Annotated in this window: 28 protein-coding genes; 7 read left to right on the top strand and 21 right to left on the bottom strand. The window is 69.2% G+C overall.

Features of this window, described 5'->3' with window-relative positions; translation table 11 throughout:
• Positions 1 to 85: 85 nt before the first annotated feature.
• Genes P1K89_RS10185 through P1K89_RS10175 form a run of 3 tightly spaced genes read right to left on the bottom strand, consistent with a single transcriptional unit; the run spans position 86 to position 3730 of the window.
• A complete protein-coding gene (locus P1K89_RS10185; protein ID WP_284616261.1) occupies positions 86 to 874 on the bottom strand; it encodes an FAD binding domain-containing protein in 789 nt (262 codons plus the stop codon).
• An 11-nt stretch (positions 875 to 885) separates the two neighbouring features.
• On the bottom strand, positions 886 to 3246 hold the full coding sequence (locus P1K89_RS10180; RefSeq protein ID WP_284616260.1) for a xanthine dehydrogenase family protein molybdopterin-binding subunit: 2361 nt from the start codon (positions 3244 to 3246) through the stop codon (positions 886 to 888).
• Between the two features lie 13 nt (positions 3247 to 3259).
• Positions 3260 to 3730 carry a (2Fe-2S)-binding protein gene (locus tag P1K89_RS10175; RefSeq protein ID WP_284616259.1) on the bottom strand — a complete coding sequence of 157 codons (471 nt, stop codon included), beginning with the start codon at positions 3728 to 3730 and terminating at the stop codon, positions 3260 to 3262.
• Between the two features lie 263 nt (positions 3731 to 3993).
• On the opposite strand from P1K89_RS10175, the gene P1K89_RS10170 reads away from it, so the two are divergent.
• Complete coding sequence (locus tag P1K89_RS10170) at positions 3994 to 4998, top strand: XdhC family protein (RefSeq protein WP_284616258.1); 1005 nt, start codon at positions 3994 to 3996, stop codon at positions 4996 to 4998.
• 64 nt (positions 4999 to 5062) lie between these two features.
• A complete protein-coding gene (locus P1K89_RS10165) occupies positions 5063 to 5401 on the top strand; it encodes a hypothetical protein (protein WP_284616257.1) in 339 nt (112 codons plus the stop codon).
• A gap of 37 nt (positions 5402 to 5438) precedes the next feature.
• Here P1K89_RS10165 and P1K89_RS10160 read toward each other — a convergent pair whose 3' ends face one another.
• The 3 genes from P1K89_RS10160 to P1K89_RS10150 form a co-directional block, all read right to left on the bottom strand.
• Positions 5439 to 6548, bottom strand: coding sequence for a patatin-like phospholipase family protein (locus P1K89_RS10160; protein ID WP_284616350.1), 1110 nt, complete (start codon positions 6546 to 6548; stop codon positions 5439 to 5441).
• A gap of 65 nt (positions 6549 to 6613) precedes the next feature.
• Positions 6614 to 7084 (bottom strand): cupin domain-containing protein, encoded by a 471-nt coding sequence (locus P1K89_RS10155; RefSeq protein ID WP_284616256.1) that lies wholly within the window; start codon positions 7082 to 7084, stop codon positions 6614 to 6616.
• Positions 7085 to 7149: 65 nt separating this feature from the next.
• Complete coding sequence (locus P1K89_RS10150; RefSeq protein WP_284616255.1) at positions 7150 to 7932, bottom strand: 3-hydroxybutyrate dehydrogenase; 783 nt, start codon at positions 7930 to 7932, stop codon at positions 7150 to 7152.
• Between the two features lie 130 nt (positions 7933 to 8062).
• Here P1K89_RS10150 and P1K89_RS10145 point away from each other — a divergent pair, with 130 nt between their 5' ends.
• Entirely contained in the window at positions 8063 to 8983 is a 921-nt protein-coding gene (locus P1K89_RS10145; RefSeq protein WP_284616254.1) for a LysR family transcriptional regulator, read from the top strand.
• Between the two features lie 22 nt (positions 8984 to 9005).
• Here P1K89_RS10145 and P1K89_RS10140 read toward each other — a convergent pair whose 3' ends face one another.
• Together P1K89_RS10140 and P1K89_RS10135 are read right to left on the bottom strand one after the other, a co-directional pair.
• Positions 9006 to 9827, bottom strand: a complete 822-nt coding sequence (locus P1K89_RS10140) for an ABC transporter substrate-binding protein (protein ID WP_284616253.1) — start codon at positions 9825 to 9827, stop codon at positions 9006 to 9008.
• Between the two features lie 18 nt (positions 9828 to 9845).
• Positions 9846 to 11255: a sensor histidine kinase gene (locus tag P1K89_RS10135; RefSeq protein WP_284616252.1), complete on the bottom strand. Its 1410-nt coding sequence runs from the start codon at positions 11253 to 11255 to the stop codon at positions 9846 to 9848.
• 131 nt (positions 11256 to 11386) lie between these two features.
• Here P1K89_RS10135 and P1K89_RS10130 point away from each other — a divergent pair, with 131 nt between their 5' ends.
• Positions 11387 to 12046 (top strand): glutathione S-transferase family protein, encoded by a 660-nt coding sequence (locus tag P1K89_RS10130; protein WP_284616251.1) that lies wholly within the window; start codon positions 11387 to 11389, stop codon positions 12044 to 12046.
• A 24-nt stretch (positions 12047 to 12070) separates the two neighbouring features.
• Here P1K89_RS10130 and P1K89_RS10125 read toward each other — a convergent pair whose 3' ends face one another.
• Positions 12071 to 12403, bottom strand: coding sequence for a DnaJ family domain-containing protein (locus P1K89_RS10125; RefSeq protein ID WP_284616250.1), 333 nt, complete (start codon positions 12401 to 12403; stop codon positions 12071 to 12073).
• Positions 12404 to 12468: 65 nt separating this feature from the next.
• The gene (locus tag P1K89_RS10120; protein ID WP_284616249.1) at positions 12469 to 12894 is read right to left on the bottom strand and encodes an Lrp/AsnC family transcriptional regulator; all 426 of its coding nucleotides are present in this window, start codon (positions 12892 to 12894) and stop codon (positions 12469 to 12471) included.
• Between the two features lie 136 nt (positions 12895 to 13030).
• Between P1K89_RS10120 and ocd the strand changes: the two genes are divergently transcribed.
• The 3 genes from ocd (at position 13031) to P1K89_RS10105 (ending at position 15753) form a co-directional block, all read left to right on the top strand.
• Positions 13031 to 14086, top strand: coding sequence for an ornithine cyclodeaminase (ocd, locus tag P1K89_RS10115; RefSeq protein ID WP_284616248.1), 1056 nt, complete (start codon positions 13031 to 13033; stop codon positions 14084 to 14086).
• An 81-nt stretch (positions 14087 to 14167) separates the two neighbouring features.
• Positions 14168 to 14983, top strand: coding sequence for a M14 family metallopeptidase (locus P1K89_RS10110; RefSeq protein ID WP_284616247.1), 816 nt, complete (start codon positions 14168 to 14170; stop codon positions 14981 to 14983).
• Positions 14980 to 15753, top strand: a complete 774-nt coding sequence (locus P1K89_RS10105) for a CPBP family intramembrane glutamic endopeptidase (protein WP_284616246.1) — start codon at positions 14980 to 14982, stop codon at positions 15751 to 15753. Before P1K89_RS10110 ends, P1K89_RS10105 begins: the two co-directional genes overlap by 4 nt.
• Before the next feature lie 20 nt (positions 15754 to 15773).
• On the opposite strand, the gene P1K89_RS10100 is transcribed toward P1K89_RS10105, so the two are convergent.
• Genes P1K89_RS10100 through P1K89_RS10050 form a run of 11 tightly spaced genes read right to left on the bottom strand, consistent with a single transcriptional unit; the run spans position 15774 to position 26164 of the window.
• Complete coding sequence (locus tag P1K89_RS10100; RefSeq protein ID WP_284616245.1) at positions 15774 to 16205, bottom strand: type II secretion system protein; 432 nt, start codon at positions 16203 to 16205, stop codon at positions 15774 to 15776.
• A 53-nt stretch (positions 16206 to 16258) separates the two neighbouring features.
• A complete protein-coding gene (locus P1K89_RS10095; protein ID WP_284616244.1) occupies positions 16259 to 16645 on the bottom strand; it encodes a prepilin-type N-terminal cleavage/methylation domain-containing protein in 387 nt (128 codons plus the stop codon).
• Between the two features lie 5 nt (positions 16646 to 16650).
• Positions 16651 to 17130 carry a prepilin-type N-terminal cleavage/methylation domain-containing protein gene (locus P1K89_RS10090; protein WP_284616243.1) on the bottom strand — a complete coding sequence of 160 codons (480 nt, stop codon included), beginning with the start codon at positions 17128 to 17130 and terminating at the stop codon, positions 16651 to 16653.
• A complete protein-coding gene (locus tag P1K89_RS10085; RefSeq protein ID WP_284616242.1) occupies positions 17127 to 19424 on the bottom strand; it encodes a secretin GspD/PilQ domain-containing protein in 2298 nt (765 codons plus the stop codon). The genes P1K89_RS10090 and P1K89_RS10085 overlap by 4 nt, the downstream gene beginning before the upstream one ends.
• Positions 19421 to 19933, bottom strand: a complete 513-nt coding sequence (locus tag P1K89_RS10080; protein WP_284616241.1) for a hypothetical protein — start codon at positions 19931 to 19933, stop codon at positions 19421 to 19423. The genes P1K89_RS10085 and P1K89_RS10080 overlap by 4 nt, the downstream gene beginning before the upstream one ends.
• The gene (locus P1K89_RS10075; RefSeq protein ID WP_284616240.1) at positions 19930 to 20514 is read right to left on the bottom strand and encodes a GspMb/PilO family protein; all 585 of its coding nucleotides are present in this window, start codon (positions 20512 to 20514) and stop codon (positions 19930 to 19932) included. Before P1K89_RS10075 ends, P1K89_RS10080 begins: the two co-directional genes overlap by 4 nt.
• Positions 20514 to 21905 (bottom strand): PilN domain-containing protein, encoded by a 1392-nt coding sequence (locus P1K89_RS10070; protein WP_284616239.1) that lies wholly within the window; start codon positions 21903 to 21905, stop codon positions 20514 to 20516. Before P1K89_RS10070 ends, P1K89_RS10075 begins: the two co-directional genes overlap by 1 nt.
• Entirely contained in the window at positions 21886 to 23559 is a 1674-nt protein-coding gene (locus tag P1K89_RS10065) for a GspE/PulE family protein (protein ID WP_284616238.1), read from the bottom strand. Before P1K89_RS10065 ends, P1K89_RS10070 begins: the two co-directional genes overlap by 20 nt.
• Positions 23556 to 24701, bottom strand: coding sequence for a type II secretion system F family protein (locus P1K89_RS10060; RefSeq protein ID WP_284616237.1), 1146 nt, complete (start codon positions 24699 to 24701; stop codon positions 23556 to 23558). Before P1K89_RS10060 ends, P1K89_RS10065 begins: the two co-directional genes overlap by 4 nt.
• 54 nt (positions 24702 to 24755) lie before the next feature.
• On the bottom strand, positions 24756 to 25193 hold the full coding sequence (gspG, locus tag P1K89_RS10055; protein ID WP_284616236.1) for a type II secretion system major pseudopilin GspG: 438 nt from the start codon (positions 25191 to 25193) through the stop codon (positions 24756 to 24758).
• Positions 25190 to 26164, bottom strand: a complete 975-nt coding sequence (locus P1K89_RS10050) for a cytochrome-c peroxidase (protein ID WP_284616235.1) — start codon at positions 26162 to 26164, stop codon at positions 25190 to 25192. Before P1K89_RS10050 ends, gspG begins: the two co-directional genes overlap by 4 nt.
• Positions 26165 to 26173 lie beyond the last annotated feature (9 nt).

Genomic DNA, 26173 nt, shown 5'->3' with positions numbered 1-26173 from the left:
AAGAAAAACGCCGCAGCGGCCTGCGGCGTTTCGATGATGGCATGGGCGGCGGCACGCACGTGTCGCCGCCGGCGCTTCAGCCGCGCTAGGACGCGGCCACCGCGCGCTGCGCCAGCACCGGGATCAGCGCCGCGCGGTACTCGGCCGAGCCGTGCAGGTCGCTGTTCAGGCCGTCGGCCGGGAAGCTCGCACCCTGCAGCGCGGCGCCGGACCAGTTCGACGCCAGCTTGGCCTCGATGTCCTTCGCGCGGAAGACGCAGGCGCCGGCGCCCGTCACCGCGACGCGCACGCCTTGCGGCCCCTTGCTGACGAACACGCCGACGATCGAGAAGCGGGACGCCGGCTGCTTGAACTTCTGCCACGCCGCCTTCTCGGGCACCGGGAAGCTGACCGCGGTGATGATCTCGCCTTCCTTCAGCGCGGTCTCGTACAGGCCGGTGAAGAAGGCGTCGGCGGCGATGGTGCGGGTGTTGGTGTGGATGGTCGCGCCCAGGCCCAGCACGGCGGCGGGGTAGCACGCGGCCGGGTCGTTGTTCGCCAGGCTGCCGCCCAGCGTGCCGCGGTTGCGCACCTGGCGGTCGCCGATGTGGCCGGCGAGGTCGGCGAGCGCGGGGATCGCCTTGGCGACGTCGGCGCTGGCGGCCACCTGCGCATGCGTGGTCATCGCGCCGATCTTGACGACGCCGCCGGACACCGAGATGCCCTTGAGCTCGGCGACCTGGCTCAGGTCGACCAGCGTTTCCGGCGCCGCGAGGCCGAGCTTCATCGCCGGCAGCAGCGATTGCCCGCCGGCGATGATCTTGGCGTTGGCGCCGGCCGCGGCACCGGCCGCGTCGGCGATCGACGCGGGGTTCGAATAAGCGAAGGCTTGCATCGAGTTCTCCTTCAGCGGTTCAGATTGGCATCGCGGGCGGCCTGCCACACGGTGTGCGGCGAGGCCGGCATCGGCACGTCCTTGACGCCCAGCGCATGGCAGATCGCGTTGATCACCGCCGGCGGCGAGCCGATGGCGCCGGCTTCGCCGCAGCCCTTGACGCCCAGCGGATTGTGCGTGCACGGCGTGCCCTTGACCGCCTCGACGGTGAAGCTGGGCAGGTCGTCGGCGCGCGGCATCGCGTAGTCCATGTAGCTGCCGGTCAGCAGCTGGCCGCTGTCGTTGTCGTAGACGCCGTGCTCCAGCAGCGCCTGGCCGATGCCCTGCGCGATGCCGCCGTGCACCTGGCCCTCGACGATCATCGGGTTGATCACGTTGCCGAAGTCGTCGCAGGCGGTGAAGCGGTCGATCTTGGTCGCGCCGGTGGCCGGGTCGATCTCGACCTCGCAGATGTAGGTGCCCGCGGGGTAGGTGAAGTTGCTCGGGTCGTAGAACGCGTTCTCGTTGAGGCCCGGCTCCAGCTTGTCGTGCGGGAAGTTGTGCGGCACGTAGGCGGTGAGCGCCACCGAGCCGAAGGGCACGGCCTTGTCGGTGCCGGCCACCTTGAACTGCCCGCCCTCGAACACGATGTCGGTGTCCGCGGCTTCCAGCAGGTGCGCGGCGATCTTCTTGCCCTTGGCGATGATCTTGTCGACCGCCTTGACGATCGCGGTGCCGCCGACGGCCAGCGAGCGGCTGCCGTAGGTGCCCATGCCGAACAGGATCTTGCCGGTGTCGCCGTGCTCGATGCTGATGTCCTCCATCGGCAGGCCGAGCCGGTCGGCCACCACCTGCGCGAAGGTCGTCTCGTGGCCCTGGCCGTGGCTGTGGCTGCCGGTGAAGATCGTCACCTTGCCGGTCGGATGCACGCGGACTTCACCGGCTTCGAACAGGCCCGCGCGGGCACCGAGGGCGCCGGCGACCGACGACGGCGCGATGCCGCAGGCCTCGATGTAGGCCGCGTAGCCGAGGCCACGCTTCAGGCCCTTCGCCTCGCTGGCGGCCTTGCGCGCCGCGAAGCCGCCGACGTCGGCCAGCTCGATCGCGCGGTTCATCGTCGCGTTGTAGTCGCCGGTGTCGTAGGTCAGGCCGACCGGGGACGCGTACGGGAACGTGGTGATGAAGTTGCGGCGGCGCAGCTCGGCCGGGTCGATCTTCATCTCGTGCGCTGCGGTCTCGACGATGCGTTCGAGCAGGTAGGTGGCCTCGGGGCGGCCGGCGCCGCGGTAGGCGTCGACCGGCGCGGTGTTCGAGAACACCGCGGTCACCTCGCACCAGATCTTCGGCGTCGTGTACTGGCCGGCCAGCAGGGTCGCGTGCAGGATGGTCGGGATGCAGGTCGAGAAGGTCGACAGGTAGGCGCCCAGGTTCGCCGTGGTGTCCGCGCGCAGCGCGAGGAACTTGCCGTCCTTGTCGAGCGCGAGCTTGGCGGTCGTCACGTGGTCGCGGCCGTGCGCGTCGGACAGGAAGGCTTCCGAGCGGTCGCAGGTCCACTTGATCGGCCGCTTGATCTGCTTCGACGCGAAGACCAGCGCCGTTTCCTCGCCGTAGAGGTAGATCTTCGAGCCGAAGCCGCCGCCGACGTCGGGCGCGACCACCCGCATCTTGTGCTCGGGGATGCCGAGCACGAAGGCGCACATCAAGAGGCGCTCGACGTGCGGGTTCTGGTTGCTGACGTACAGCGTGTAGCTGTCGGCATTGAAGTCGTAGGACGCGTTGGCCGCGCGCGGCTCCATCGCGTTCGGGATCAGCCGGTTGTTGCGGAAGGAAAGCGTCGTGACGTGCGCGGCGTTCTTGAACGCGGCGTCGGTGCCGTCCTTGTCGCCGATGCCCCAGTGGTAGCAGACGTTGCCCGGCGCCTCGTCATGCACCTTGGCCGCAGCGCCGGCCGCCTTCGCGGTGTCGATCACCGGCGTCAGCTCCTCGTAGTCGACCTCGATCTGCGCGGCGGCGTCCTTGGCCTGCTCCAGCGTCTCGGCGACGACCAGCGCCACGCGGTCGCCGACGTAGCGCACCTTGCCGTCGGCCAGCACCGGGTGCTTGGGCTCCTTCATCGGCGTCCCGTCGAGGCTGTTGATCAGCCAGCCGCAGGGCAGCCCGCCGACGGCCTTGAAATGCTCACCGGTGAAGATGCCGAGCACGCCCGGCGCCTTCGCGGCTTCGGTGGTGTCGAGCGACTTGATGCGGGCATGCGCATACGGCGAGCGCAGGAAGTAGCCGTAGCTCTGGTTCGGCAGCGTGATGTCGTCCGTGTACTGGCCGCGGCCGGTGAGGAAGCGCGCGTCCTCGCGCCGCTCGACCGACTGGCCGACGAATCCTTGGCGTGCGTTCATGGTGCGCTCCCGTTCACTTCATGGCCGCAGCGCCTTGCTGCACGGCCTTGACGATGTTGTGATAACCGGTGCAGCGGCACAGGTTGCCTTCGAGCGCCTCGCGCACCTGCGCCTCGCTCTTGCAGCCGTGGTGCTTCACCAGGTCGACCGCGCTCATCACCATGCCCGGCGTGCAGAAGCCGCACTGCAGGCCGTGGCAGGCGCGGAACGCGGCCTGCATCGGGTGCAGCGTGCCGTCGGCGGCGGCCAGGCCCTCGATGGTCGTCAGCTCGCGGCCGTTGGCCTGCACGGCCAGCATGCCGCAGCTCTTCACCGCGCGGCCGTCGATGTGCACCGTGCAGGCGCCGCACTGCGAGGTGTCGCAGCCGACGTGCGTGCCGGTCAGCCGCAAGGTCTCGCGGATGAACTCCACCAGCAGCGTCTGCGGCTGCACTTCCCGGGTCACGGACTGGCCGTTGACCGTCAATGTGATCGTCGTGCCCATGCGGTCTCCTCTGAAGTGACGACGCGCCGGCGTGGGAACCGCGGCGCATCGATGCAGCCGATCCTAGGACGCGGCGTTTGTCAGCGCAGCTATGGGCAAACCCTGAACGCGTGGGGCCTTGCCCGCTTGATGCGCGGCAAGCTGTTCCAGAGTGAAACACTCGCCCGCAGAGGCCCCCCAGAATCCGGGTTTCACCCGGGTCGATGACCGGGCGGCCGCTCGCTTACCGTCGGCCGAACGGTCGCACGCAAAGGACTCGAACGATGGACAACATCGACCTCAACATCTGGCGCCAGGTCTCGCAGTGGCGCGCCTCGGGCCACCGCGTCGTGCTGGGCACGATCACCCGCACCTGGGGCTCGGCGCCGCGGCCGCCCGGCTCGGCGGTGGCGATCCGCGACGACGGGCTGGTCGCCGGCTCGGTCTCCGGCGGCTGCATCGAGGACGACCTGATCGACAAGGCGCGCGAGGGCGTGCTCGCCGAAGGCGTGCCCAAGGTCGTGCGCTACGGCATCGATGCCGACGCCGCGCACCGCTTCGGCCTGCCCTGCGGCGGGCTGATCGAGCTGGTGCTGGAACCGGTGCTGCCGCGCACCCAGGTCGACGAGCTGCTGGCGCAGCTGGCGCGCGGCGAACGCGTGCGGCGCGTGCTGACCCTGGCCACCGGCGAGGTGGCGCTGCAGCCGGCCACCGAAACCGACGAGCTGGCGCTGACCGACACGACGCTCACCACCCACCACGGCCCGCACTGGCGGCTGATCCTGATCGGCGCCGGGCAGATGACGCAGTACCTCGCGCAGATGGCCGGCGCGCTCGGCTACCAGGTCATCGTCAACGACCCGCGCGAGGAATACGCCGAAGGCTTCGACATCCCCGGCGCCACCTTGCTGCGCACGATGCCCGACGACACCGTCACCGCGCTGAAGCCCGACGGCCACACCGCGGTGATCGCGCTGACGCACGACCCCAAGCTCGACGACCTGGCGCTGATGGAAGCGCTGAAGAGCGAGGCCTTCTACGTCGGCGCGATCGGCTCGCGCGTCAACCAGGCCAAGCGCAAGGAGCGGCTGACCGAGCACTTCGGGATGACGGCGGAACAGCTCTCGCGCCTGCATGGCCCGGTGGGACTGAAGAACGGCGCCCGCACGCCGCCGGAGATCGCCGTGAGCATCCTGGCGGAGTTGACCGCGGTGCGCTACGGGTACCGCATTCCCGAGCCGGTGGTGGTGAAGGAGCAGGCGAAGGTCGAGGCCGGCTGCGTCAGCTGAGGCCGCAGCCGCGGGCGCGGCGGCGCCCGCATCGGCACCCGCATCGGCTATCGTCCCGCCGCCCATGTCCGACGACTACCAGATCCCCATCCCCGCCTCGTACCACGCGCTGCATGCCGATGCCCGCGGGCGGCTGCAGCTGCCGCTGGCCGAGTTCCGCGCCCGCTACGAGCTGTGCGAGGACCTCGCGCAGCAGATGGTCGAGCGGGCGCAGGCGGCGCACCACGACCTCGGGCTGGCGGAGGACGACGTGCTGGCGCGCTGCCAGGCCGGCGTCGCCGAGCCCGCGGTGGGCCTGAACGAGCGCGAGGCGGCCTGGGTCACGCTGCGCCTGGCCGAGCTGCTCGGCTGGCCCCTGCCCGAGGCGCTGCTGGCGCAGCTGAGCCCGCCGCCGCCACGCTGAACACCGGCGCGCCGGATGCCCGGAGTCGGGGCGGCGCTTACTCGTGCACCACGACGCCCTCGATCGGGTCCACCGGCGCGGTCCAGGGCGCGCGCTCGATCATGCGGCGGGCGTCCGCGTAACCCGCCTCGCGCCGGGCGCGCACCCCGGCGGCGGTGAAGTCGATGTCCTTGGTGTGGTCTTCGCTCTCGAGCCGCGGCGCGACGAGGTGCGCCACGTGCATCGTCGTGCCGCAGCCCCAGCTCGCGAGCTCGCGCACCGCGGCGTCGGCCTGCTGGCGCGCCGGCAGCTGCTTCACCAGCTCGCGGATCACGTGGCGCAGCCGGTGGATCTGCTGCTGGCGCGCGATGTGGCTGTCGGCCCGGCTGGCGTACTGGATGTCCTTGTGGCGGCCCATCACCTGCCAGATCGATTCCGGCTCCGGCCCGCGCTGGTGCCAGACATTGACCGCGAAGATCAGCGAATCGCGCCGCGGGTTGTCGTCCAGCACCGCCTCGATCGGCGTGTTCGAGTAGATGCCGCCGTCCCAGTACGGCTGGCCGTCGATGCGCACCGCGGGGAAGGCCGGCGGCAGCGCGCCGGAGGCCATCACGTGCTCCAGGCCTATGCGCTCGTCGCGGCTGTCGAAGTAGCGCATCGTGCCGGTGCACGCATTCACCGCGCCCACCGTCAGCCGCGTCTTGCAGGCCTGCAGGTAGCCGAAGTCGACCAGTTCGCCCAGCGTGCGGCGCAGCGGCTCGGTGCTGTAGTAGGCCGCATGCTCGACGCCCAGCGCCGCATGCGCACCGCGCAGCGCGGCGCCGTTGGGCTCGAAGAAGGCCGGGATGCCGCGCATCACGGTGGTCATGTTGGCCAGCAGGTTGCCCATGCCGAGCCAGTCGAAGGGCCCCGAGATCAGCGACTGCTGCTCGACATGGCCCCAGAAGGCTTCCAGCTTTGCCAGCCGCTCGGCCGGTGGATTGCCGGTGATCAGCGCGGCATTGATCGCGCCGATCGAGGTGCCGATGACCCAGTCCGGCTCGATGCCGGCCTCGTGCATCGCCTGGTAGACGCCGACCTGGTAGGCGCCGAGCGCGCCGCCGCCCTGCAGCACCAGCACGACCTGGCCCGGCGGGGCGGCCGGCTTGCGGCGGTCGTCGCGCGCCAGCGATCTCAGCGGCGACGGTGAAGCGCCCGCCGCCGTGTCGGAGGTGATCGGTTGCGGGCTGGTCTTCACATGTGCTCCATCATCGTCTCGGGCTTGCGATCGTTGACGATGTCGGCGATCGTCAGGTGCACCGGCTGGCTGCCCGAGTTCTTCCACCAGTGCTGCGTGCCGAGCGCCTCGCGCGCGACCTCGCCGGCGCGGTGCAGGATCGGCACCGCGCACTGGCTCGAATGTTCGTGGATCTCGCCGGCCGTGACCATGATCAGCGCCGGCCGGTCGGCGTGGCTGTGCAGCGGCACGATACCGCCCGGCTGGATCACCATGTGGCGCAGGCGCAGCCGGCGCTGCGCCAGCTTGACGTTTTCCTTCGACAGGTCGATGGCTGCCAGCTCGTCGTCGGTGACGCCGACCGGCGCGGTCGCGGCGCCGGTCAGCGGGTTGGCCATGCGCTGGCCGGCGGGGCATTCGCCGGCCTGGGCCGTGGTGGCCAGCAGCGAGGCGAACAGCAGGGTGGCGGAAGCGGTGAGCGATTTCATGGGAGGAGTCCTCGAGGTTGAAGGGAGGGGGACAGGGGCGCTGCCGCCCCGGGAGAAGCTGACGGTCACTGCGCCGTCCAGCCGCCCTCGATGGGCAGCACGGCGCCGGTGATCGACGCGGCGTCCTCGGCGCAGAGGAACGCGGTCAGCGCCGCGACCTGCTCCACCGTGACGAAGCGCTTGGTCGGCTGCGCGGCCAGCAGCACGTCGCGGATGACTTCCTGCTGCGTGATGCCGCGCGCCTTCGCGGTGTCGGGGATCTGCTGCTCGACCAGCGGCGTCAGCACGTAGCCCGGGCACACCGCGTTGACGGTGATGCCGGCCTCGGCCACTTCGAGCGCCACGGCCTTCGTGAAGCCGGCGATGCCGTGCTTGGCGGTGACGTAGGCCGACTTGTACTTGCTGGCCACCAGCGCATGCGCCGACGCGATGTTGACGATGCGGCCGAAGCCCTTGCGCTTCATCGCCGGCAGCGCCAGCCGCACGGTGTGGAAGGCGGCCGACAGGTTGATCGCCAGGATCGCGTACCACTTGTCGACCGGGAACTCGTCGACCGGCGCGACATGCTGGATGCCGGCGTTGTTCACCAGGATGTCGATGCTGCCGAACTCGGCCAGCGCGCGGCCCATCATGTCCTCGATCGCCTCCGGGCGTGCCATGTCGGCGCCGTCGTGGCGCACCTGCACGCCGTGGGCCTCGGCGAGCTCGGCGCGCAGCCGGTCGATCGCGGCGCGCTCGCCGAAGCCGTTGAGCACGATGTGCGCGCCCTGCGCGGCCAGCGTGCGGGCGATGCCCAGGCCGATGCCCGAGGTCGAGCCGGTGATGAGCGCGGTCTTGCCGATGAACATGAGGAACTCCGGGGCGGGTGCAAAGCTGCGATGGCCGCAAATCTAGGCAGCACCGGCGGCGGCGTGAAATCGCTTCGGCAGATCGGCCGATGCGCGGCGGTTATCGCGCGGCGTGTAAGGACCGAGGGGGGTGGCGCGACGCACGCGCATGGAGCTCTACCAGATCCGCTACTTCCTCGCGGTGGCCGAGACGCTGAACTTCACGCGCGCGTCGGAGCGTGCCTACGTCAGCCAGCCGGCGCTGACCAAGGCCATCCAGCGACTGGAGGAGACGCTGGGCGGGCGGCTGTTCGACCGCGGCAACAGCGGCGTGCAGCTGACCGTGCTGGGGCAGGCGATGCTGCCGCACCTGCGCGAGCTGCACGACGGCGCGCGCCAGGCGCGCGAGCATGCGCGCCGGCTCGCGCGCGGCCGGCACGAGGTGGTGCGCGTCGGCGTGATGTGCACGATCGACTTCGAACAGGTGCTGCCCGGCTTCGCCGACGCGCAGGACGGCCACACCGCGGTGGCCCTGAAGTTCCGCGAAGGCAACCTCGAGGCGCTGACCGATGCGCTCGACCGCGGCGACATCGACCTCGGCCTGATGTGCTCGCCGCACGAGATCCCGCGGCGCTTCGAGGCGACGCCGCTGTTCGACGAGGACTACGTGGTGGCGATCGGCGACGACCACCGCTTCAACGGCCGCGAGGCGATCGCGCTCGGCGAGCTGCACCGCGAGCACTACTGCGAGCGCATGAGCTGCGAGTTCACGCACCACATCGAGCGCCTGCTCGACGAGCGCGGCGTGCAGGTGCAGGTGGTGCAGCAGTCGCACCGCGAGGACTGGATCCAGGCGCTGGTGCGCGCGAACTTCGGCGTCGCATTCATGCCGCTGTCGATCGCCCGCGCGGCGGGGCTGGCGCATGTGCGCACCGCCGACTGCCCGATCGTGCGGCGGGTGCAGATGCTGCGGCTGGCCGATCAGGCGCCGACCGCGGCGCAGCAGGCGGTGATCGTCGCGCTGCGTGCGCGCGACTGGACCGGCGCCGCCGCCGAGCCGGCGGCCGCGTGAGCGCCGGCTCGGCGACCGCCGGTCAGTTCGCGCTCGGGAAGAACAGCTGCTCGCCGCCGATGCGGTAGTCGGCGATCGCCGCCTGGCCGGCCGGCGAGGTGACCCAGTCGGCGAACTGCTGCGCCAGCGCCTGCTTCACATGCGGATGTTTCGCCGGGTTCACGACGATCACCGCGTAGGGGTTGAACAGCTGGCGGTCGCCTTCGACCAGCAGCGCCAGCCCGGCGCGGTTGCGGAAGCTGAGCCAGGTGCCGCGGTCGGCCAGCACATAGGCGTCCAGGGACGCGGCCATGTTCAGCGCCGGGCCCATGCCGCAGCCGCATTCCTTGTAGCCGGCCGGCCGGGTGGTGGCGAGGTCGATGCCGGCGCTTTTCCAGCTGCGCAGCTCGGCCGCATGCGTGCCGCTGCGGTCGCCGCGCGAGATGAAGCCGGCGTTCGCCGCCGCCAGCTTCTGCAGCGCCGCGGCGATGTCGCGTCCGCGCGCCTTCGCCGGGTCGGCGGCGGGACCGATCAGCACGAAGTCGTTGTACATCACCGCCTTGCGCGCCAGGCCCCAGCCCTCGGCGACGAACTTCTCCTCGGCCGCCGGGTCGTGCACGAAGACCACGTCGGCATCGCCGCGGCGCGCGAGGTCCAGCGCCTGGCCGGTACCGAGCGCGACGACGCGCACGTCGATGCCGGTGGCGGCCTTGAAGCGCGGCAGCAGGTGGCCGAACAGGCCCGACTGCTCGGTCGAGGTCGTCGAGGACAGCACGAGCACGCGCTCCTGCGCGATGGCGGCAACGGCGGCCAGCAGGATCGACAACACGCCAAGAACGCGTCCGAGCGTCCGTCGCAGGGCCATGGCTGGTCTCCTTTCAGTTCATGCGGCGGGCAAACCGACTTCGACGCGCGCGACGAAGGCGCTGCCGCGGCCGGGCTCGCTGTGGACCTCGACGTCGCCGCCCATCATGCGGCACAGGTGCCGGCACAGGGCCAGCCCGAGGCCGGTGCCGCCGTGCGGCTGCGCGACGCGCGCAGCGGCCTGGCCGAAGGGCTGGAACAGGGACTCGATCTGCTCCGCGCTGAGGCCGATGCCGGTGTCGCGCACCACCATTCGCAGCAGGCCGCCGCGCGCGCTGACACCCCCATCGACCGCGAGCCCGATGTCGAGCAGGATGCTGCCGTGGTGGGTGAACCTGCAGGCGTTCGAGAGCAGCTTCAGCAGCACCTGGCGGAGCTTGGCCCGGTCGCCGTGCACGCGGTCGATGGCGGCATCGAGGCGCACCTCGAAGCGGTTGCCGTTCCCGGCCGCCAGCGGATCGACGAGGTCGCGCACTTCGGCGGCCAGCTCGTACAGGCTGAAGCTTTCCTCGAAGAGCGCCATCTTCCCGGCCTGGATCTTCGACAGGTCGAGCGCCGAGTCGATCAAGGCCAGCAGCTGCCTTCCGGCGACGTCGATCTTGCGCAGGTCGGGCAGCAGCGCGGGGGCGAGCTCCTGCAGCGCCGCGCTGCGGCCGATGATGGCGTTGAGCGGCGTGCGCAGCTCGTCCGACATGCTGGCGAGGAAGTCGGACTTCTGGCGGCTGGCCTCCTCGATCACGCGGGTGCGCTCGCGCACGCGTTGCTCGGTCAGCGCATCGGCAAGATCGCGGTTCTCGAAGCGCATGCGGACCGAGTCGACCAGCATGCGATGCGACTTGTGCGCGAATGCCAGCATCAGCGCGGTGATGATCGCGGCGGTGACGGCCGCCAGCCGGGCGTGCACCGTCGGCTGCAGCGCAGCCGGCACGATGAACATCAGCGCCAGCGGCAGGTTCAACGCATAGGTCGCCGGCAGGAAGCTCGCGCTGCCCATCGAGAAGCTGACCAGCACGGCCATCGCGATGCACAGCAGCACCGCGACGCGATCGGTCTCCGGGCCCATGAACACCGGGTGCAGCGAGCCCCACGCGATGCTGGTGGCCAGCGCCATCACGACCAGCGAGCGTGTGGTGCGCTGGCGCGTGGCGGCAGTCAGCCGCCCCGGCTCGAGCGCCTGTCGCGGCAGCAGCAACTGCAGCGACAGCACCGCCGCGATCACCGCCGCCTGCAGCCAGTACGCCAGCGGCGGCCATTGCTGCGGGAACAGCGCGATGCCGATGATCGCCAGGGCGCCGATGCCGGTCGCGATGCCGATGCGGGCGTTGCGGTCGAGCAGTTCGACGCAACGAACGAAGACCTCGGCCTCGCGCGACGGCGTGCCGGCGTCGGCGGTGCGACGGGGCAGGACGGCGTCCGGCAGCGAGGACATGCGTGCAAGGGTACCCGAGCCCTGCCCCCGTCGCGCGGTCGCCGCATCGCCTTGCGGCATCATCCGTCCTTCCGCCTTCCGCCTTCCGCCTTCCGCCTTCCGCCTTCCGCCTTCCGCCTTCCGCCCTTGCGATGATCCAGCTGCACTACAACCCCGGCAGCGCCAACATGGCGCCGCACGTCGTGCTCCACGAGCTCGGCCTGCCTTTCGAACTGGTCCTGGTCGAGACCGAGAAGCAGGCGCACAAGACCGGCGACTACCTGAAGCTGAACCCGAACGGCCTGGTGCCGGTGCTGGTCGACGGCGACCTGGTGCTCTACGAAGCGGCCGCCATCTGCATGCACCTGGCCGACCGCGTGCCCGCCGCCGGCCTGGCGCCGGCGCTCGGCACGGCCGAGCGCGCGCACTACTACAAGTGGATGGTGTGGCTGACGAACACGCTGCAGGCGACGCTGATCCACTACTTCTACAACGAGCGCATGGTGGCCCCCGGCAACGCCGCCGGCGCCGCCGAGGTCAAGCACGCCGCGCAGCTGAAGACCGGTGCGCTGCTGGAGCAGATCGAGGCCCAGCTCGCCGGCCACGGCCAGCCCTGGCTGCTCGGCGAGGCCTACAGCGCGGTCGACGCCTACTGCTTCATGCTCTGCCGCTGGACGCGCAACTTCGCCGGCCCGGCCGCCGCGCCGGCGCGCACGAAGCCGGCGATCGCCGCCTACATGGAGCGCATGATGGCGCGGCCGGCGGTGCAGAAGATGGTTGCGGCGGAGGGGCTGCAGCCGCCGCTGTACTGAGGCGCGTGCCGTCGCACGCGGCGGCTACAGCTGGCCGCTCACGCGCAACTTCTCCAGCCGCAGCGCGATCGTCTGCTGCAGATCGCTGATGCGCCGCTGCAGCACCTGCCGCTGCTCGGCATCGGTCGTCGTCGCGAGCGCCTGGCGCAGCCGGCCGAGCTGCTGCATCAGCTCGACCTCGGCCGGCACGACGCCGGCGTCCTTCAGGATCTTGAACGGCAGCCGGAACTCGGGCGGGGTTTGATCCCAGCCGTCGTCCTGCACCATGGGCTTGCCGTAGCTGGGGGCCGAACGCAGCTCGCCGCTGCGCTCGCTGTCGCGCAGGCGCTGCGCGATGTGCTCGTCGAGGGTCGCCATGCCCTGCAGCCTACGCCTCGTGGCGCGCCGACCGAATCCCTCGGTTTATCGACCTCCGTAGCCGGTCACGACAGCTTGTACGTCTGCAGGTGGATGCTGGTTTCGGTGGCGCCGATGCCCTTGATCAGCCGCAGCCGCTCCAGCACCTCGGCCAGCTCCTGCAGGCTCGACGAGCGCAACTCGGCCAGCAGGTCCCAGCGGCCGTTGGTGTCGTGGATCGCGGCGATGCCGGGCTCGCCGAGCAGGATGGCGATGACCTTGCGCGTCTGGTTGCCTTCGACCGCGATGCTGGTCCACGCGGTGATCTGGTCGGGCTGCGTGTCGGGCCGCAGCTTGACCGTGTAGCCGACGATGACACCGGCGTCCTCGAGCTTGGCAATCCGGTTGGTCACCGTGCCGCGCGAGACGCCGAGCTTGTACGCGAGCGTCGCGACGCTGGCCCGCGCATCGGCGCGCAGCAGCGCGATCAGTTGCTGGTCGAGGCTGTCCATTTCGCCATAGTGTCAATCAAGCCTGTCGAAATGACAAGCTTCTGATGAAAGCGAAGCAGAGTTGCCCGTTTTCATTGCCGCGGGGGCCTCGAACAATGCCGACATCCCAAAACGGTCCAGCCCCAGGAGCCCCGAAATGACCACCTTGCTGACCACCCACGACATTGCCCGCATCGTCGCGGAGCGTGGCCTGCCGGCCGTGCTGCAGCAGCTGTCCCGGTACATCGAAACCGACTTCCGCCGCTGGCCGGCGTTCGACAAGACCGCCCGCGTAGCCAGCCATTCCGACGACGGCGTGATCGAGCTGATGCCGATCGCCGATGCGTCGCTCTACAGCTTCAAGTACGTCAACGGCCACCCGAAGAACACCCGCGCCGGCCTGCCCACCGTGATGGCCTTCGGCGTGCTGGCCGACGTCGCCACCGGCACGCCGCAGCTGCTGTCGGAGCTGACCTTGACCACCGCGATGCGCACCGCCGCGACCTCGGTGATGGCCGCCCGGGCGCTGGCCCGCCGCGACAGCCGCACGATGGCGCTGATCGGCAACGGCGCACAGAGCGAGTTCCAGGCGCTGGCCTTCCACCACCTGATGGGCATCAGCGAGATCCGCCTCTTCGACGTCGACCCCGACGCCACCGCCAAGCTGCTGCGCAACCTGTCCGGCGTGCACGGGCTGCGGCTGATCGTCTGCGCCTCGACCGCCGACGCGGTGAAGGGCGCTGACATCGTCACCACCGTCACCGCCGACAAGACCAACGCGACCATCATCACCCCCGAGATGATCGAGCCCGGCATGCACATCAACGGCGTCGGCGGCGACTGCCCCGGCAAGACCGAGCTGCACCCCGACGTGCTGCGTGGCGCGCGCGTCTTCGTCGAGTACGAGCCGCAGAGCCGCATCGAGGGCGACCTGCAGCAGCTGCCGGCCGACTTCCCGGCCACCGAGCTGTGGCGCGTGCTGGCCGGCGACGCGCCGGGCCGCAGCGGCGCCGACGACGTCACGGTGTTCGATTCGGTCGGCTTCGCGCTGGAGGACTACTCGGCGCTGCGCTTCCTGCGCGACGAGGCCGAGACGCTGGGCCTGGGCACGGCGATCGACCTGATCCCGACGATGGCGGATCCGAAGAACCTGTTCGGCCAGCTGGCGCCCGCGCCGGCCGCCACGCGCCGGCCGCTGCTCGTCGCCGCCTGAACCGCGCTATCCGACCCCGCGCCGTCCGGCCCCGCGCCGGACCCGGGGTGGGGCGGCGTGTCGCTCCAGTAGCATCCCGACATGGATCAAGGCGGGACGCAGCACTGGCGCTGGACGCTGCCCGCGGGCGGCGCCAGCAACGACCAGCGCGCGCTCGATGCGCGCTGGTCGGCGCTGGCCGCCCGCGGCGGCTGGCAGACGGAGGTGCTCGGCACGGTCGGTGCCGATGCGCTGCGACTGCTGACCCGGCCCGCCGGTGTCGATGGCGCGCCGCGGCTGCTGATCGCCGCCGGCTTTCACGGTGAAGAGCCGGCCGGCGTCTGGGGGCTGCTCGAGTTCTTCGAGCGCGCCGACGCCACGTTGCTCGACCGGCTGAACCTCGCCTTGCTGCCGCTGGTCAACGCCAGCGGCTTCCGGGCCGGGCGTCGCTTCAACGACTGGGGCGAGAACCCGAACCGCGGCTTCAGCGGCGCCGCGGCCAGCGACGCGGTGGCGCCGTCGCACGAGGGCCGGCTGCTGCTGCAGCACGCGGCGCGCCTGCGTGCGCTCGGCGCCGACGGCGTGCTGAGCTGCCACGAGGACGTCAAGCAGGCGCAGCACGGCTATGTCTACAGCCTGGAGCGCAGCGCGGCGCCGGGCGCCTTCAGCCGCGCGCTGCTGGCGGCCAATGCGCGGGCCTTCCCGGTGCTGCCGGACGGTGACGTCGACGGCCACCCGGTGCGCGACGGCATCGTCTTCAACAACTACGACGGCTCGTTCGAGGCCTGGATGATGGAGTGTGGCGTCGCCCGCGCGGCCTGCGTCGAGACGCCCGGCCAGGCGCCGATCGGCGAGCGCATCGCCGCGCAGTCGGCGATGGTCGAGACCTTCATCCGCTTCCCGCTGGCCGCTTCATGAGGGGGGCGAACGGAGCGCCGTTCCCCGGCTTTGCCGGGGCGCTGTGGCTGGTGCTGGCCTCGATGGTGCTCGAGCTGCTGTGTGCCGCGCTGCTGCAGCGCGTGCCCGGCCTGGGCGACGCCGAGCGCGCGGCGCTGGCACGCCTGGTCGCCAACGGCGCACTCTTCACCGGCCTGGTCGCGTTCACGAAACTGCACTACCGCGCGCTGTTCCACGACGCGCCGTCCAGCGTCGGCGCGACCTTGGGCCTGACCCTGCTGCCGGTGCTGGCGCTGGTGCCCGGGCTGGTGGTGGTCGAGAACTGGGTCGGCCAGTGGCTGACGGCGCTGGTGCCGCTGTCGGCCTGGGAGGCGCGCGCCTTCTCCGAGATGGCGCGGCCCGAGCTGCCGGTTTTGGTGATGTTGTGCGCGCTGGCGCCGGTGCTCGAGGAGATGCTGTTCCGCGGCGTGATCCTGCGCGCCTTCCTGCAGCGTTACCCGCGCGGCATCGCGATCGTGCACTCCGCCGGCATCTTCGGCCTCGCGCACATGAACCTCTACCAGTTCGTCGCCGCGTTCACGATCGGCCTGCTGGCCGGCTGGCTCTACGAGCGCACACGGTCGCTGTGGCCCTGCATCGCGCTGCACGCGGCCTACAACGGCAGCATCGCGCTGCTGGAAAGCGGCGCAGCCGACAAGGCGCCGGACAGCGTGCCGCTGGCGGCCTTGGCGACGGCGCTGCTGGCCGCGTGGTTCTTGAAGCGCTGGCTGCAGCCGGCGCGCGCAGGTTGATCGGCTCGAGGATCCGCAAGTCATTGCGGACGCTGTGCCTCGGGTCCGATGAAGAGCCAGTCGCGGTAGCTCTTCCGCTCGCCCTCGAGGTGCCCGAGATCGCGATCGAAGCTCGCGCTCTTCAAGGGAGTGCCAGCTGCCGCACTGTGAATCGCCACGATGCCTTGAGGGCTGCGCACGACCATCCAGTCGCGCTTTCCTGTGAGAGGGTCATGGGGCAGCCGCCGCAGATGGCGGATCGTTGCGGGGTGGCGCGGATCGCGAAGCAGATCGTCCAGGGTGCGCGGCGCGCGCGGGGCGCCCGGAGGACTGGTGGCGGCAAAACTTCTCAGAGCGTTCTGGAACTCGATGCCCACGGCGAGCAGTTCCTGCTCCGCATCGTGCCGTGACAGCGCGGCTCCAGCCTTCACCGCATACGCGGACCCGATGCTGATCACCGCGATCACCAGCATCAGGCCGACATATGCCACACCGCGAGGAGGGTGCCGAAGCGGCGACGCGCTGCCTACCATGTCTGAAAAGGCCGACCATCGCGCCCCTGGCCGGATGCGCTGCTGCGCAGGTCGGCCACCTGCCCCTTGCTACCGTCCTCCGGCGGGACGAGGACCCAACTGCTTGCCGAGTCTGTCATCGGATCGATGGGGATGGCGGTGAGGTACTTGCGTGCCACCAGCTCCTCCAATGCATCGGGATACCGCCCGGTGTCCGCCCTGAACTTGCCGAGCGCCTCGCGGCTCGCACGCAGGTTCTCGCGCAGCACGGTCTCCTTGGCATGGTCCACGCTGTGAAAGTAGCGTGGCACCGCGAGCGTGAGCAGCAACGCCAGGATCGCGAGCACCACCAGCAATTCGATCAGGGTGTAGCCCTCGGCGGGATTGGTCCGGTGGCGCACGCGAGTCACCACTCGTGGTACGGCACGCCGTTCAGGCCAACCGATCTCGACTTCGATCGCACGTCGTAGACGTCGTCGCCTTCCTTCGGGTCGTCCGCCTCGCTGTCATAGGCGCGCAGCTGCCACGTCGACTCCGCTCGAAGCGACGCATGCTCTGCCAGAGGGTCGCCGGGCACGCGCCGCAGAAAGAAGATCTTTCGGCGCCGCGGGTCGGCCTGATCTTCCTCGCCTTCGACCAATCGGGCCAGCGTCGGGGGGTAGCCGCTGCTGCCGGCCGACTTGCGAATTCTCCCTTGATCGGAAGCGCGCTTGTAGGCATCGATCGCGGTTCGAATCTCGCGCAACGCGAGGCGAAGCTCGCGCTCCTTCGCGCGCTGATCGGTCACCCGCGCCACCGGCGCGACGAGCACAGCCAGCAGCGCGAGGATGGCGAGCGTGATCAGCAACTCGACGAGGGTGAATCCGCGCGTTCGTCCAGGCGTCACGGTCGCACCTCGATCATCAAGGGCGCGGGCGGCGTTGCCGTCACCGCGCTGAGCTTGCCGCCCTCAAGCGCGACGGTCAGCAGGCGCACCGGCACAGCCGCAGCCGCGGCCAACGCGCGGAATGCGACGCTCAGCACCTGGCCGCTGCCTGCCACGCCCTCGATGTCCTCACGTCGGGCCGTCACGAGCACCTGCCCGGAAGGGTCGATGCGGTGCTCGAAATAGGTCCTTGCACCGCCGCGCGCGAGGAAGTCGCCTTCCTTCACTTCGACGACCTCGAACAGCTTCGGGTCGAAGCCCAGCGCTAGGGGGATGCCGACGATCGGCTTGCGCGAGTCGACGACGACTCCGACGCTGACGATCTGTCCTGCGCGAGTCGAAGCGGGAGCGTCCCACCGAACGTCCGCGTCACTCGCCGGAGCGGGCGCTGCCACCAGTCGCGCCTCGATGGGCGACGGTGCGGCGCTCTGCGGGGCGGGGGATGCGCCTGTACCGGACGGGGTCAACTCGGGAGAGCCTGCAGGCCCATCGCCACGGCTGCGCAAGCCCGCCTCGGTGCCAGATTCGAATTCGAGCAGGCCCGCGTCGGGACGCTCGACATTGCGCAGCAACCGCGGCGTGATCGACAGGACGATTTCTGTCTTGACCGTCTCGTCGTTCCCGGCCCCGAAGAGCTTCCCCAGCAGCGGGGCGCTGCCGAGCAAGGGAATCTTGCTGGCCGAGCGCCGGTCCTCGTCGTTGATGAGGCCGGCGAGCACCTGGTTCTCGCCATCGCGCAGGCGCAGCACCGTTGCGGCGCTGCGGGTCCCGATCTGGAAGGCCAGGGTGCCCGACTTGTTCTGCACTTGGTTGACGATGCTGCTGACCTCGAGGGCCAGCTTGAGCGCGATCTGGTTGTCGGCGAACACGGTCGGCTCGACCTCCAGCTTGAGGCCCACGTCGAGATAAGTCACCGAGTCGGAAACGAAACCCGTCGAGTTCGATGTCGTCGTGATGTTCGGCACCCGGTCGCCGATCAGGATGCGCGCCTTCTCGCGGCTCTTGGCGCGAATCTTCGGATTGGCCAGGATGTTCGTCACCGCATCGTCACGGCGAGCGGAAGCCGTGAGCGGGCTCACCGTGACGCCGATGGCCGCACCATTCAGATTGCGCAGCTCGCGCAGCGTCACCTGGCCGCCGGCGGACTTGCTCAAGGGCGTGAAGCTCACCTGGTCTGGCCAACGCACGCCGAGGTTCAGCAGTTCGGAACGTTTGACTTCCAGCACCTCGACCTCGAGCATGACCTCCGGTTCAGGCAGGTCCAGCAGGGCGACCATGCGATCGACGAGGCGGACCGCATCGATCGAGTCGCGGACGATCATCACGTTGAGCCGCTCGTCGACGACGACATCCTTGACCTTCAGGATGGTCTTGACCGAATTGGCCACCGACTTCGCCTCGCCGTTCGCGAGGTAGTAACTGCGCACGGTGAGGGGCTGGTAGTCCTTTTGTTTGGCGGGCGTGTCCGGGTAGATCAGCACCGAGTTCGCATCGAGGACGCGCTGCGCCAGCTGGTTGCTGACCAGCAACCGCGCGACCGCCGCTTCCACGGTGCTGTTGCGCAGGAACAGCGACACCTTCTGGTCGGTGCGCACGTCCTTGTCGAACACGAAGTTCAGGCCCGCCGTCTTTGCGAGGACTTCGAACACGGTCTTGAGCGGCGCTTCCTTGAACTCCAGGCTGACGGCCTTGCGGTAGGCCGTGCCGAGCATCGCATCCTGGCTAGGCCGCACATCGAGCGCCTCGATCTGCTTCTGCAGCCGGAGTGCGTCGGGGTGGTGGGGACTTTCGGCCAACACGGCGCGCAGCGCGGTCCGGGCGGCATCCGGGTTCTTGCGCTGAATCTGGGCGCTCGCCTGCTGCAGCAGGCCGGACCATATCCGCTCGCGCTCGGTCGCCTTCAGTCCAAGGATGGCGGGCTCGTTGCCGGGTTCGATGTTCAAGGCCTGTCGGTACAGCTGATCGGCCGAATCGAACGCGCCGTTGCGTCGTTCACCCTGGGCATGCGCCAGCAAGCCTTCGACCACGCCGACCCTGAGCTTCTGCCACGCCAGCCGACCCTCGGCTGAGCGCGAGTCCGCGTCGGCCGCCCGCTTCAGCCGGGAGAGCGCCTCGGCCGGGCGGCCTTGCGCCAGCAGGTCCTGGGCCTCGCGCTGCGCACTTGGGCTCGTGCAGGCCGTCAGCAGCGCCAGCACGCCAGTCGCGAGCGCCGCGAGGGCAAGGCGCGCGGGTGTCGCCGCGTCATTCCAGGTCAATCGGCGTCCCCAATGGCGAGTTGATGCAGGTGGCGCATCGGGAGGTACATCATCGTCAGCACGGGTGGTGCAATCTTGATCACCTGGTATTCCTGCTCCACGGTGTGTCCTTCTCCCAATACGAAGGTGGCGTTGCCTTTGGACAGGAAGACCTGCCACACATGGCCGTCGCGTTGTTTGCCCACATAGGCGAACGGGAATTCCGGCGGCGGCGCTGGCGTCGGTGGCGGCGACGGCGCCATCGCCGGCGGCGGTGGGGCCCAGCTTCTTCCGCTCAGCAGGTTGGGGTGGCTTGTGCGGTCTACATTGGCGCGCGCGGGATACAGCAGACCCCGGTCGAGCAGCCGGGGAGTCGGGTGCTCCTGGGTCCGAGCCGGCATGGCCGGCCGGGGGGCCGGAATCGCGGGCAGCGCGGACACCACCTCGTGTCGCGGAGCCGGGGGATCCGAAAAGACGACCAGGGCAGCCGCACCAGCCAGCACGATCATCAGCATCCGCAGGCGCGTCAAGGCTGTGCCTCCGGCGCAGGGCCGGCTTCAGACGCAAACCATGCGCCGAACCCCAGCACGACATGCGCCTGCTCGTGTGCCGATGTCTCGCGCTTCACGCTCAGATGGTTGAGCGCGACATTCGGGTGCTTGCGAAGCACCGACTCGATGAATCCGCGTACGGCAGGGTAGGGCCCCTGCACGGGCAGCGTGAGCGAGACGTGCAGCCACCGCGGTCCCGCATCTTCGATACCGTGCTGGAAGGTCGATCGCTCCAGTTGAAGTCCTTCTCGTTGTGCCAGCTCGAACAGCTCGCCGACGAGCGCATTGGCGGCCGACACTGGCGGAAGCACTGCCTGCACCTGCGCGATGCGTTGGCGTGTCGGGTCTGACTGCGCGATTGCGACGTCGCCGACAGGCACGGGACGCGACAGGCGCTGCTGCAACTGATCGAGTGCCGCACGCTCTGACGTCATGCGCATCCAGTGAATGCTTGCAGCGGCGGCCAGGACAATGACGATCACCGGGGGAGCCCACCCCCAGCGTTGCAGGGCGGTTTCGACCCGCAGACGCGGGTGGGCGCCGCGGGGTGTGCGCTGCATCACGGGGACGGCCGCATCGCGGCCGAAAGGGTGAAGCGAAGCGGCTTCGCGCTGTCGCGATCGTTCGTCTCGTGCTTCAGCACGTGCACGTCGTGAAGCTGTGAAGACCTGCTCAAGGCATCGGTGTAGCGCAGCAGGGCAGCTGCGTCGCGGACCTCGACGCTGAGGCCCAGCGCGCTTGCCGACGGGCGCGGTTCGATCTCCAGGATGGCCACGTCCGGTGGCGTCAGGCGTTCCAACTCGTCGAGCAGGCCATGCCAATCGAAGTTCAGCTGGGCCACCACGCGCGCCAGTGCCGTCCGCTGCTGATTCGACAAAGGAGCGGCCGGCTTCGGCGAGGCTTGCGCGAGTGTCGCGCTCCTTGCGGTGAGCGTGCGCTCCAGATCGGCGCGCTCCTGCGCTGCGCCGTACCAGGCCCAGCCCTGCCAGGATGCCAGGGCCAATGAAGCGCACAGTCCCATGCCGTATGCGAAGCGTCGCAGCGGTGTCGTGCCGTCGCCCCAGGCGCTGAAGGTGACATCGTTCGATGCGAGCGCGTCGATGAATCGCGGCGTCGGCCGTGGCGAAGCCAACCCGGCGAGCGCGGCGAACGAGGCGGCGCTTGCTTCCAGACCGGGCGGAAGGTCGGTCATCGCAGCGTGTCGACTCACGCCCTCGCGATCCAGTTCGAGCTGCCTGGTGGCGACGGTGTCGAAAACGGTGATCGGCTGCACCTCGCTTGCGGTTGACAGCCCCGCGCGGGCGAGTTCCGCCGCAATGATCGCCTCGGGATGCGCTGGGTGCAGGCGCAACGAACGCACCGCCAGCGGACGCCGGCCATTTAGCCGCCACACGAGCGCGGTTCGATCGTCGGATCTGCAGATGACGACCTCGGCATGGCCGCGGCGCGGCTGGTCCCACCATCGGAACAACCGGATCGAAGCGGGCACCAGTGCACGGACCGGCAATCGCAGCCGAACGCGCATGGTGCGCGCATCGTCGACGACGGCTGCCGGTAACGCGAAGCACACGCTGGCGTTGCCACTGCGCCAGTCGGCCCGCAGCACCGAGGTCTCGAGGCTGCTGCCGAAAAGCTCTTCGTGGCGCAGACGAGCATAGGCCTGCAGCTCGCTCAGCGATGCGGTTCCGGGCGGCGCGTGGACCAGCCAACAGCGCACGAGCTCGTCGCTGGCCGTGACGCTGAGCGGCATCGTGCGCAACAGCGAGGCAAGCTGCGAATCCGCATTCAGCCAGCAACCGATCTGCTCCGAAGCTTCTCCCGGTCGGCAGGCGGCGCCGCGCCACTGCAACGGGGCCGCATGCCCGACACGCCAGAGCAGGCAGACCTCGTTCGCCGAGAGTCCGATGGCCGCGGCCGCACCGCGCCGGGCACTACGCCGAAAGAGTGACACGGCGCACCTCCTCGAGCGTGGTGAGGCCCTGCGACACGAGATCGAGCCCGGCTTCGAACAGCGTGCGCGTTCCGCTTGCCCGCGCGGCTTCCCGGATCTGTCGCACGGGCTGCTTGGCCAGCACCAGTTCGCGAATGTCGTCGCGCATCAACAGCAGCTCGGCGACGGCGCGCCGGCCACGATAGCCCGTACCGCGGCATTCGCCGCAGCCCTTGCCGCGCCGGAAGTCGAATTCGGCCAGCGACGTGGGATCGACGCCACAACGCCGAACGACATCGAGATCCGGCGCGCAGGGCTCGCTGCAATGCGAGCAGTTGATGCGCATCAGCCGCTGCGCCCAGATCGCATTGAGCGCGGACGATAGCGAATAGGGATCCAGGCCCATGTGGGTGAAGCGGCCGAAGACGTCGAAGACGCTGTTGGCATGCACCGTGGACAGCACGAGGTGGCCGGTGAGTGCCGATTGCACGGCGATCTCGGCGGTTTCCCGGTCTCGAATTTCGCCGACCATGATCTTGTCGGGATCGTGGCGCAGGATCGAGCGCAGGCCGCGTGCGAAGGTGAGCCCTTTCTTGTCGTTGACGGGGATCTGGAGGATGCCCGGGATCTGATACTCGACCGGGTCCTCGATGGTGACGATCTTGTCGCGGCCGGTGTGCATTTCGGTCAGGGCCGCGTAGAGCGTGGTCGTCTTCCCGGAGCCTGTCGGACCGGTGACCAGCACCATGCCGTAGGCGGCTTCGACCAGCGTGCGCAGTGCTTGGGCGGCTGCTGGAGCGAAGCCGAGGGATTCGATGTTCAAGCGGCCGTGTCGCGTCACCATCGCCTGCTTGTCGAGCACGCGGATGACGGCGTCCTCGCCGTGTACGCTGGGCATGATCGAGACGCGCAGGTCGATCTCCCGACGTTGCGCGACAACACGAAAGCTGCCGTCCTGTGGGACCCGACGTTCTGCAATGTCGAGCTCGGCCAGCACCTTCAGGCGCGAGATCGCCTGCTCGGCCAGCGCCACGCCGGTGACTTGCATCACCGGATCGAGCACGCCATCGATCCGGTATTTGACCGCTAGGCCGTCCAGCGTGGCTTCGAGATGCACATCGCTTGCACAGAGTTTGAGTGCGTCGTAGAGCACCGAATCGACCAGTTGCACGACCGGACTGGCGGCTTCGCTGATGCCTTCCAAGGTCAGCGACTCACCGGCGCCCGCCGCGGCTACCGCATCGACGCCGGGTTGAACGATGCTGTCGGTCGCTCGCGCGGCGAGCTCGTGGCGGCCCAGCAAGGCATGGAGGTCCGACGGTGCGCAGACATGCCAGTGCAGCGGACGATCGGCCTGTGCCTCCGCCCAGATCAGCACATCGTCGTCGAATGGATCGACCAGAGCGCCGAGCAGGCCATCATCCGATTCGCCGCAGCGCATCACGATGCACTGACGCGCCTGTGCCTTGACCAGCGGCACGAGATCGAATGCCGGCTGCCACTGCATCATCTGGCTCATCGTAGCGACCGGCCAGCGCATGCTCGCTGCCATGCAGCTCGTCACATGCGACTCGCCGCATCCCAGCGCTTCTGCGAGCGTCGTGACCCATCCTCGTCCGCGGGCACGTGCGGCGAGCAGCTGATCGACGGCGATCGTGGGTTCACTTCCGATCATTGGAACGAGCTGGCGAGGTCGAAGATGGGCATGTAGAGCAGCAGCACGATCGCGCCGATGACGACGCCGATGACGGCCATCAGTGCTGGTTCGAACGCACGCGTGAAGCGTTCGATCCAGCGCGCCGTCTCGCCTTCGTGGAACAGCGCGGCTCGGCGAAGCATGGCGCCGAGCTGGCCGGTCTGCTCCCCGACCCGAAGAAGCCGCAGGACGACGGGCATCGTGAGCTGTTCGTGCTCGAGCGCGACAGACAGCGCCTGGCCCTCGGACACCATGAGTCGCAGGCGTTCGATGCGCGCGCCGTCGACCAGCCCAACAGATTGCAGGATCTGCAGGGCCTGGTTGATGGACATACCGCCTTCGAGCAGCACGCCTAGCGTGAGGTATAGCCGCGCGAGCGTCACCTGACGCACGCGTTCGCCGATCCATGGCAGGCGCGAGGCCCAGGCACCGAGTCCGCCGCCTCGCCGCAGCCGGAAGACGGACTGCACGAGCATCACGGCCGCCACTGCCCCCGCGACAGCCATCCAGGGGCCGTGGGCCGCCGCCAAGCGTCCCCAATCCAGCAGCAGTTGCGACGCCCACGGCAACGACCTGCCGGTGCCCTGGTACACCCCTGCGAACTTCGGCACGACATAGGCCAGCAGGAACATGGTCACCGCGCCGCCGACCAGCAGCAGTATGGCCGGATAGACCGAAGCGCTAATGACGCGGGCCCGGACTGCGTCGGTGCGCGTCTGGTACTCGATGTACCTGATCAGCGCCTCGGGTAGATTGCTCGTGCGCTCGGCGGCGCCGATCATCGCCACGAACAAGGGCGGAAACACATCCGCCTGCTGCTGCAGCGCGACGGAGAACTTGTGGCCGGACCGCAGGTCATTGGCGATCCTTTCCAGGACCGCGCGCGAATGCGGCTCGCCCTTCTCGAGAAGCGCTTCGATAGAGGCGATCACGCTCAGCCCTGCTTCGAGGAGCGCCAACATCTCCTGCGCGAACAGAAGCACCGCGAAGCGCCGGGCATTGGCCGCCGACCACGGTGTACCGCGGCCGGCGGGCGACAAGGACACGACGCGCATGCCCTGATTGACCAGCGATCGCTGCGCCTCTTCGGCGCCGGAGGCCTCGAGCAGCAGCGTCGTCATTCGCTGTGTGCCGTCGATGACCCTTGCGCGGTACTGCATGAAGTCCCCGTCGCTTCAGAAGCTCGCGATGTCCGCGGCATCGCCTTCTCCGCCAGGCTGGCCATCCTTTCCCAGCGAAAGCACTTCGACCTCTGTCTTCGTGCCCGGCAGGCGGTATTGATAGGGGAACCCCCAGGGATCGCGCGGCACCGCCTTCTGCAAGTACGGTCCGTTCCACTTCGCGAGCGCGGCCGGCTTGTCGACCAGCACTGCAAGTCCTTCCTCCATGCTGGGATAGCGGCCCACATCGAGCCGGAATGCATCCAGCGCCTTCATCAGGGCCTCGACCTGCGCCTTGGCCACACCACGCTCCGACCGGCCGATCTGCGAGAAATAGCGCGGGCCGACATAGGCTGCCAGCAGGCCGATGATGGCGATCACGACCAGAAGCTCGAGCAGGGTGAATCCCTGATGATGGGTTGATGTCGTGACACGACGCGCTGACTTCGTCACTCTCTTCCCCCGCTCTGATGCTGGCGGGCATTCGACCCGCTCAACGATTCGAGGAATACCAACAGGTCACTCTTTTCCGCCGGCGTCAGGATGACGGGCCGAGTGCTTTCGATGCTTCGGTAGTAGAGCTCGATGTCGACGGCCTCGGCGAGCGTCGCAACACTGCCGTCGTGCATGTACGGTGCGGTCAAGGCGACATTGCGCAGGCTCGGCGTCTTGAACTTGCCGATGTCGGCGGGGTCGAGGGTGACGACGAACCGCCCCAAGGCGGCGATGTCGGCATCGGCCAAGAGTTCGTGGCCCGGCGTATTGCCTGCTTCGCGCGCCGCGGTCAGACGCATCGCGAGCTGCGGCAACTTACGCTGTACATCGCGCAGGCCAACTCCCAAGGCGTGAAAGCCATGGTCCGTGAGCAATGCCTTTCCGCCCTCCGCGACGTGGCAGCGTGTGCATTGAGCTCGACCGCTGAAGATCTGCCAGCCGTGCAGCGCTTGCGGCGTGATGGCATGCGCGTCGCCTGATAGGTAGCGGTCGAACGGCGACTCGCCGTCATCCAGCGTTCGCTGGAAGGCGGCCAGCGCTGCGGAGATGCGCTCCAGCGTGATCGGCCCTTTGGAGTCGACGAATGCGCGTTCGAATTGCGCGACGTACCCTGCGTCGCGATTCAAGAGCGTCAGGATCGCACCGGTATCCGTGAGTCCGTGTTCGAGGGGATTAAGCAAGGGGTCGAGCGCCTGCGATTCGAGCGTTGTTCGCCGACCGTCCCAGAACAACAGCCGCTGGCTGGACACGCCAAGCAGACTCGGCGTGTTGCGCGTGCCTTCCCGACTTTCGACGCCAACGGCCAATCGCCTGCCGTCGGAGAATGCATGCTGCGGTTGATGACAGGACGCGCAAGAGACGCGGGCGTCGCTGCTGAGACGGGCGTCAAAGAAGAGGCGTTTGCCGAGTTCGGCCTGCGCGGATGGCATGCCCCTTGC

Origin of the sequence: Aquabacterium humicola, assembly GCF_030167915.1 — a bacterium.
Taxonomy (GTDB): Bacteria; Pseudomonadota; Gammaproteobacteria; order Burkholderiales; family Burkholderiaceae_C; genus Pseudaquabacterium; species Pseudaquabacterium humicola.
This window is presented reverse-complemented; position numbering and strand designations above follow the sequence as displayed.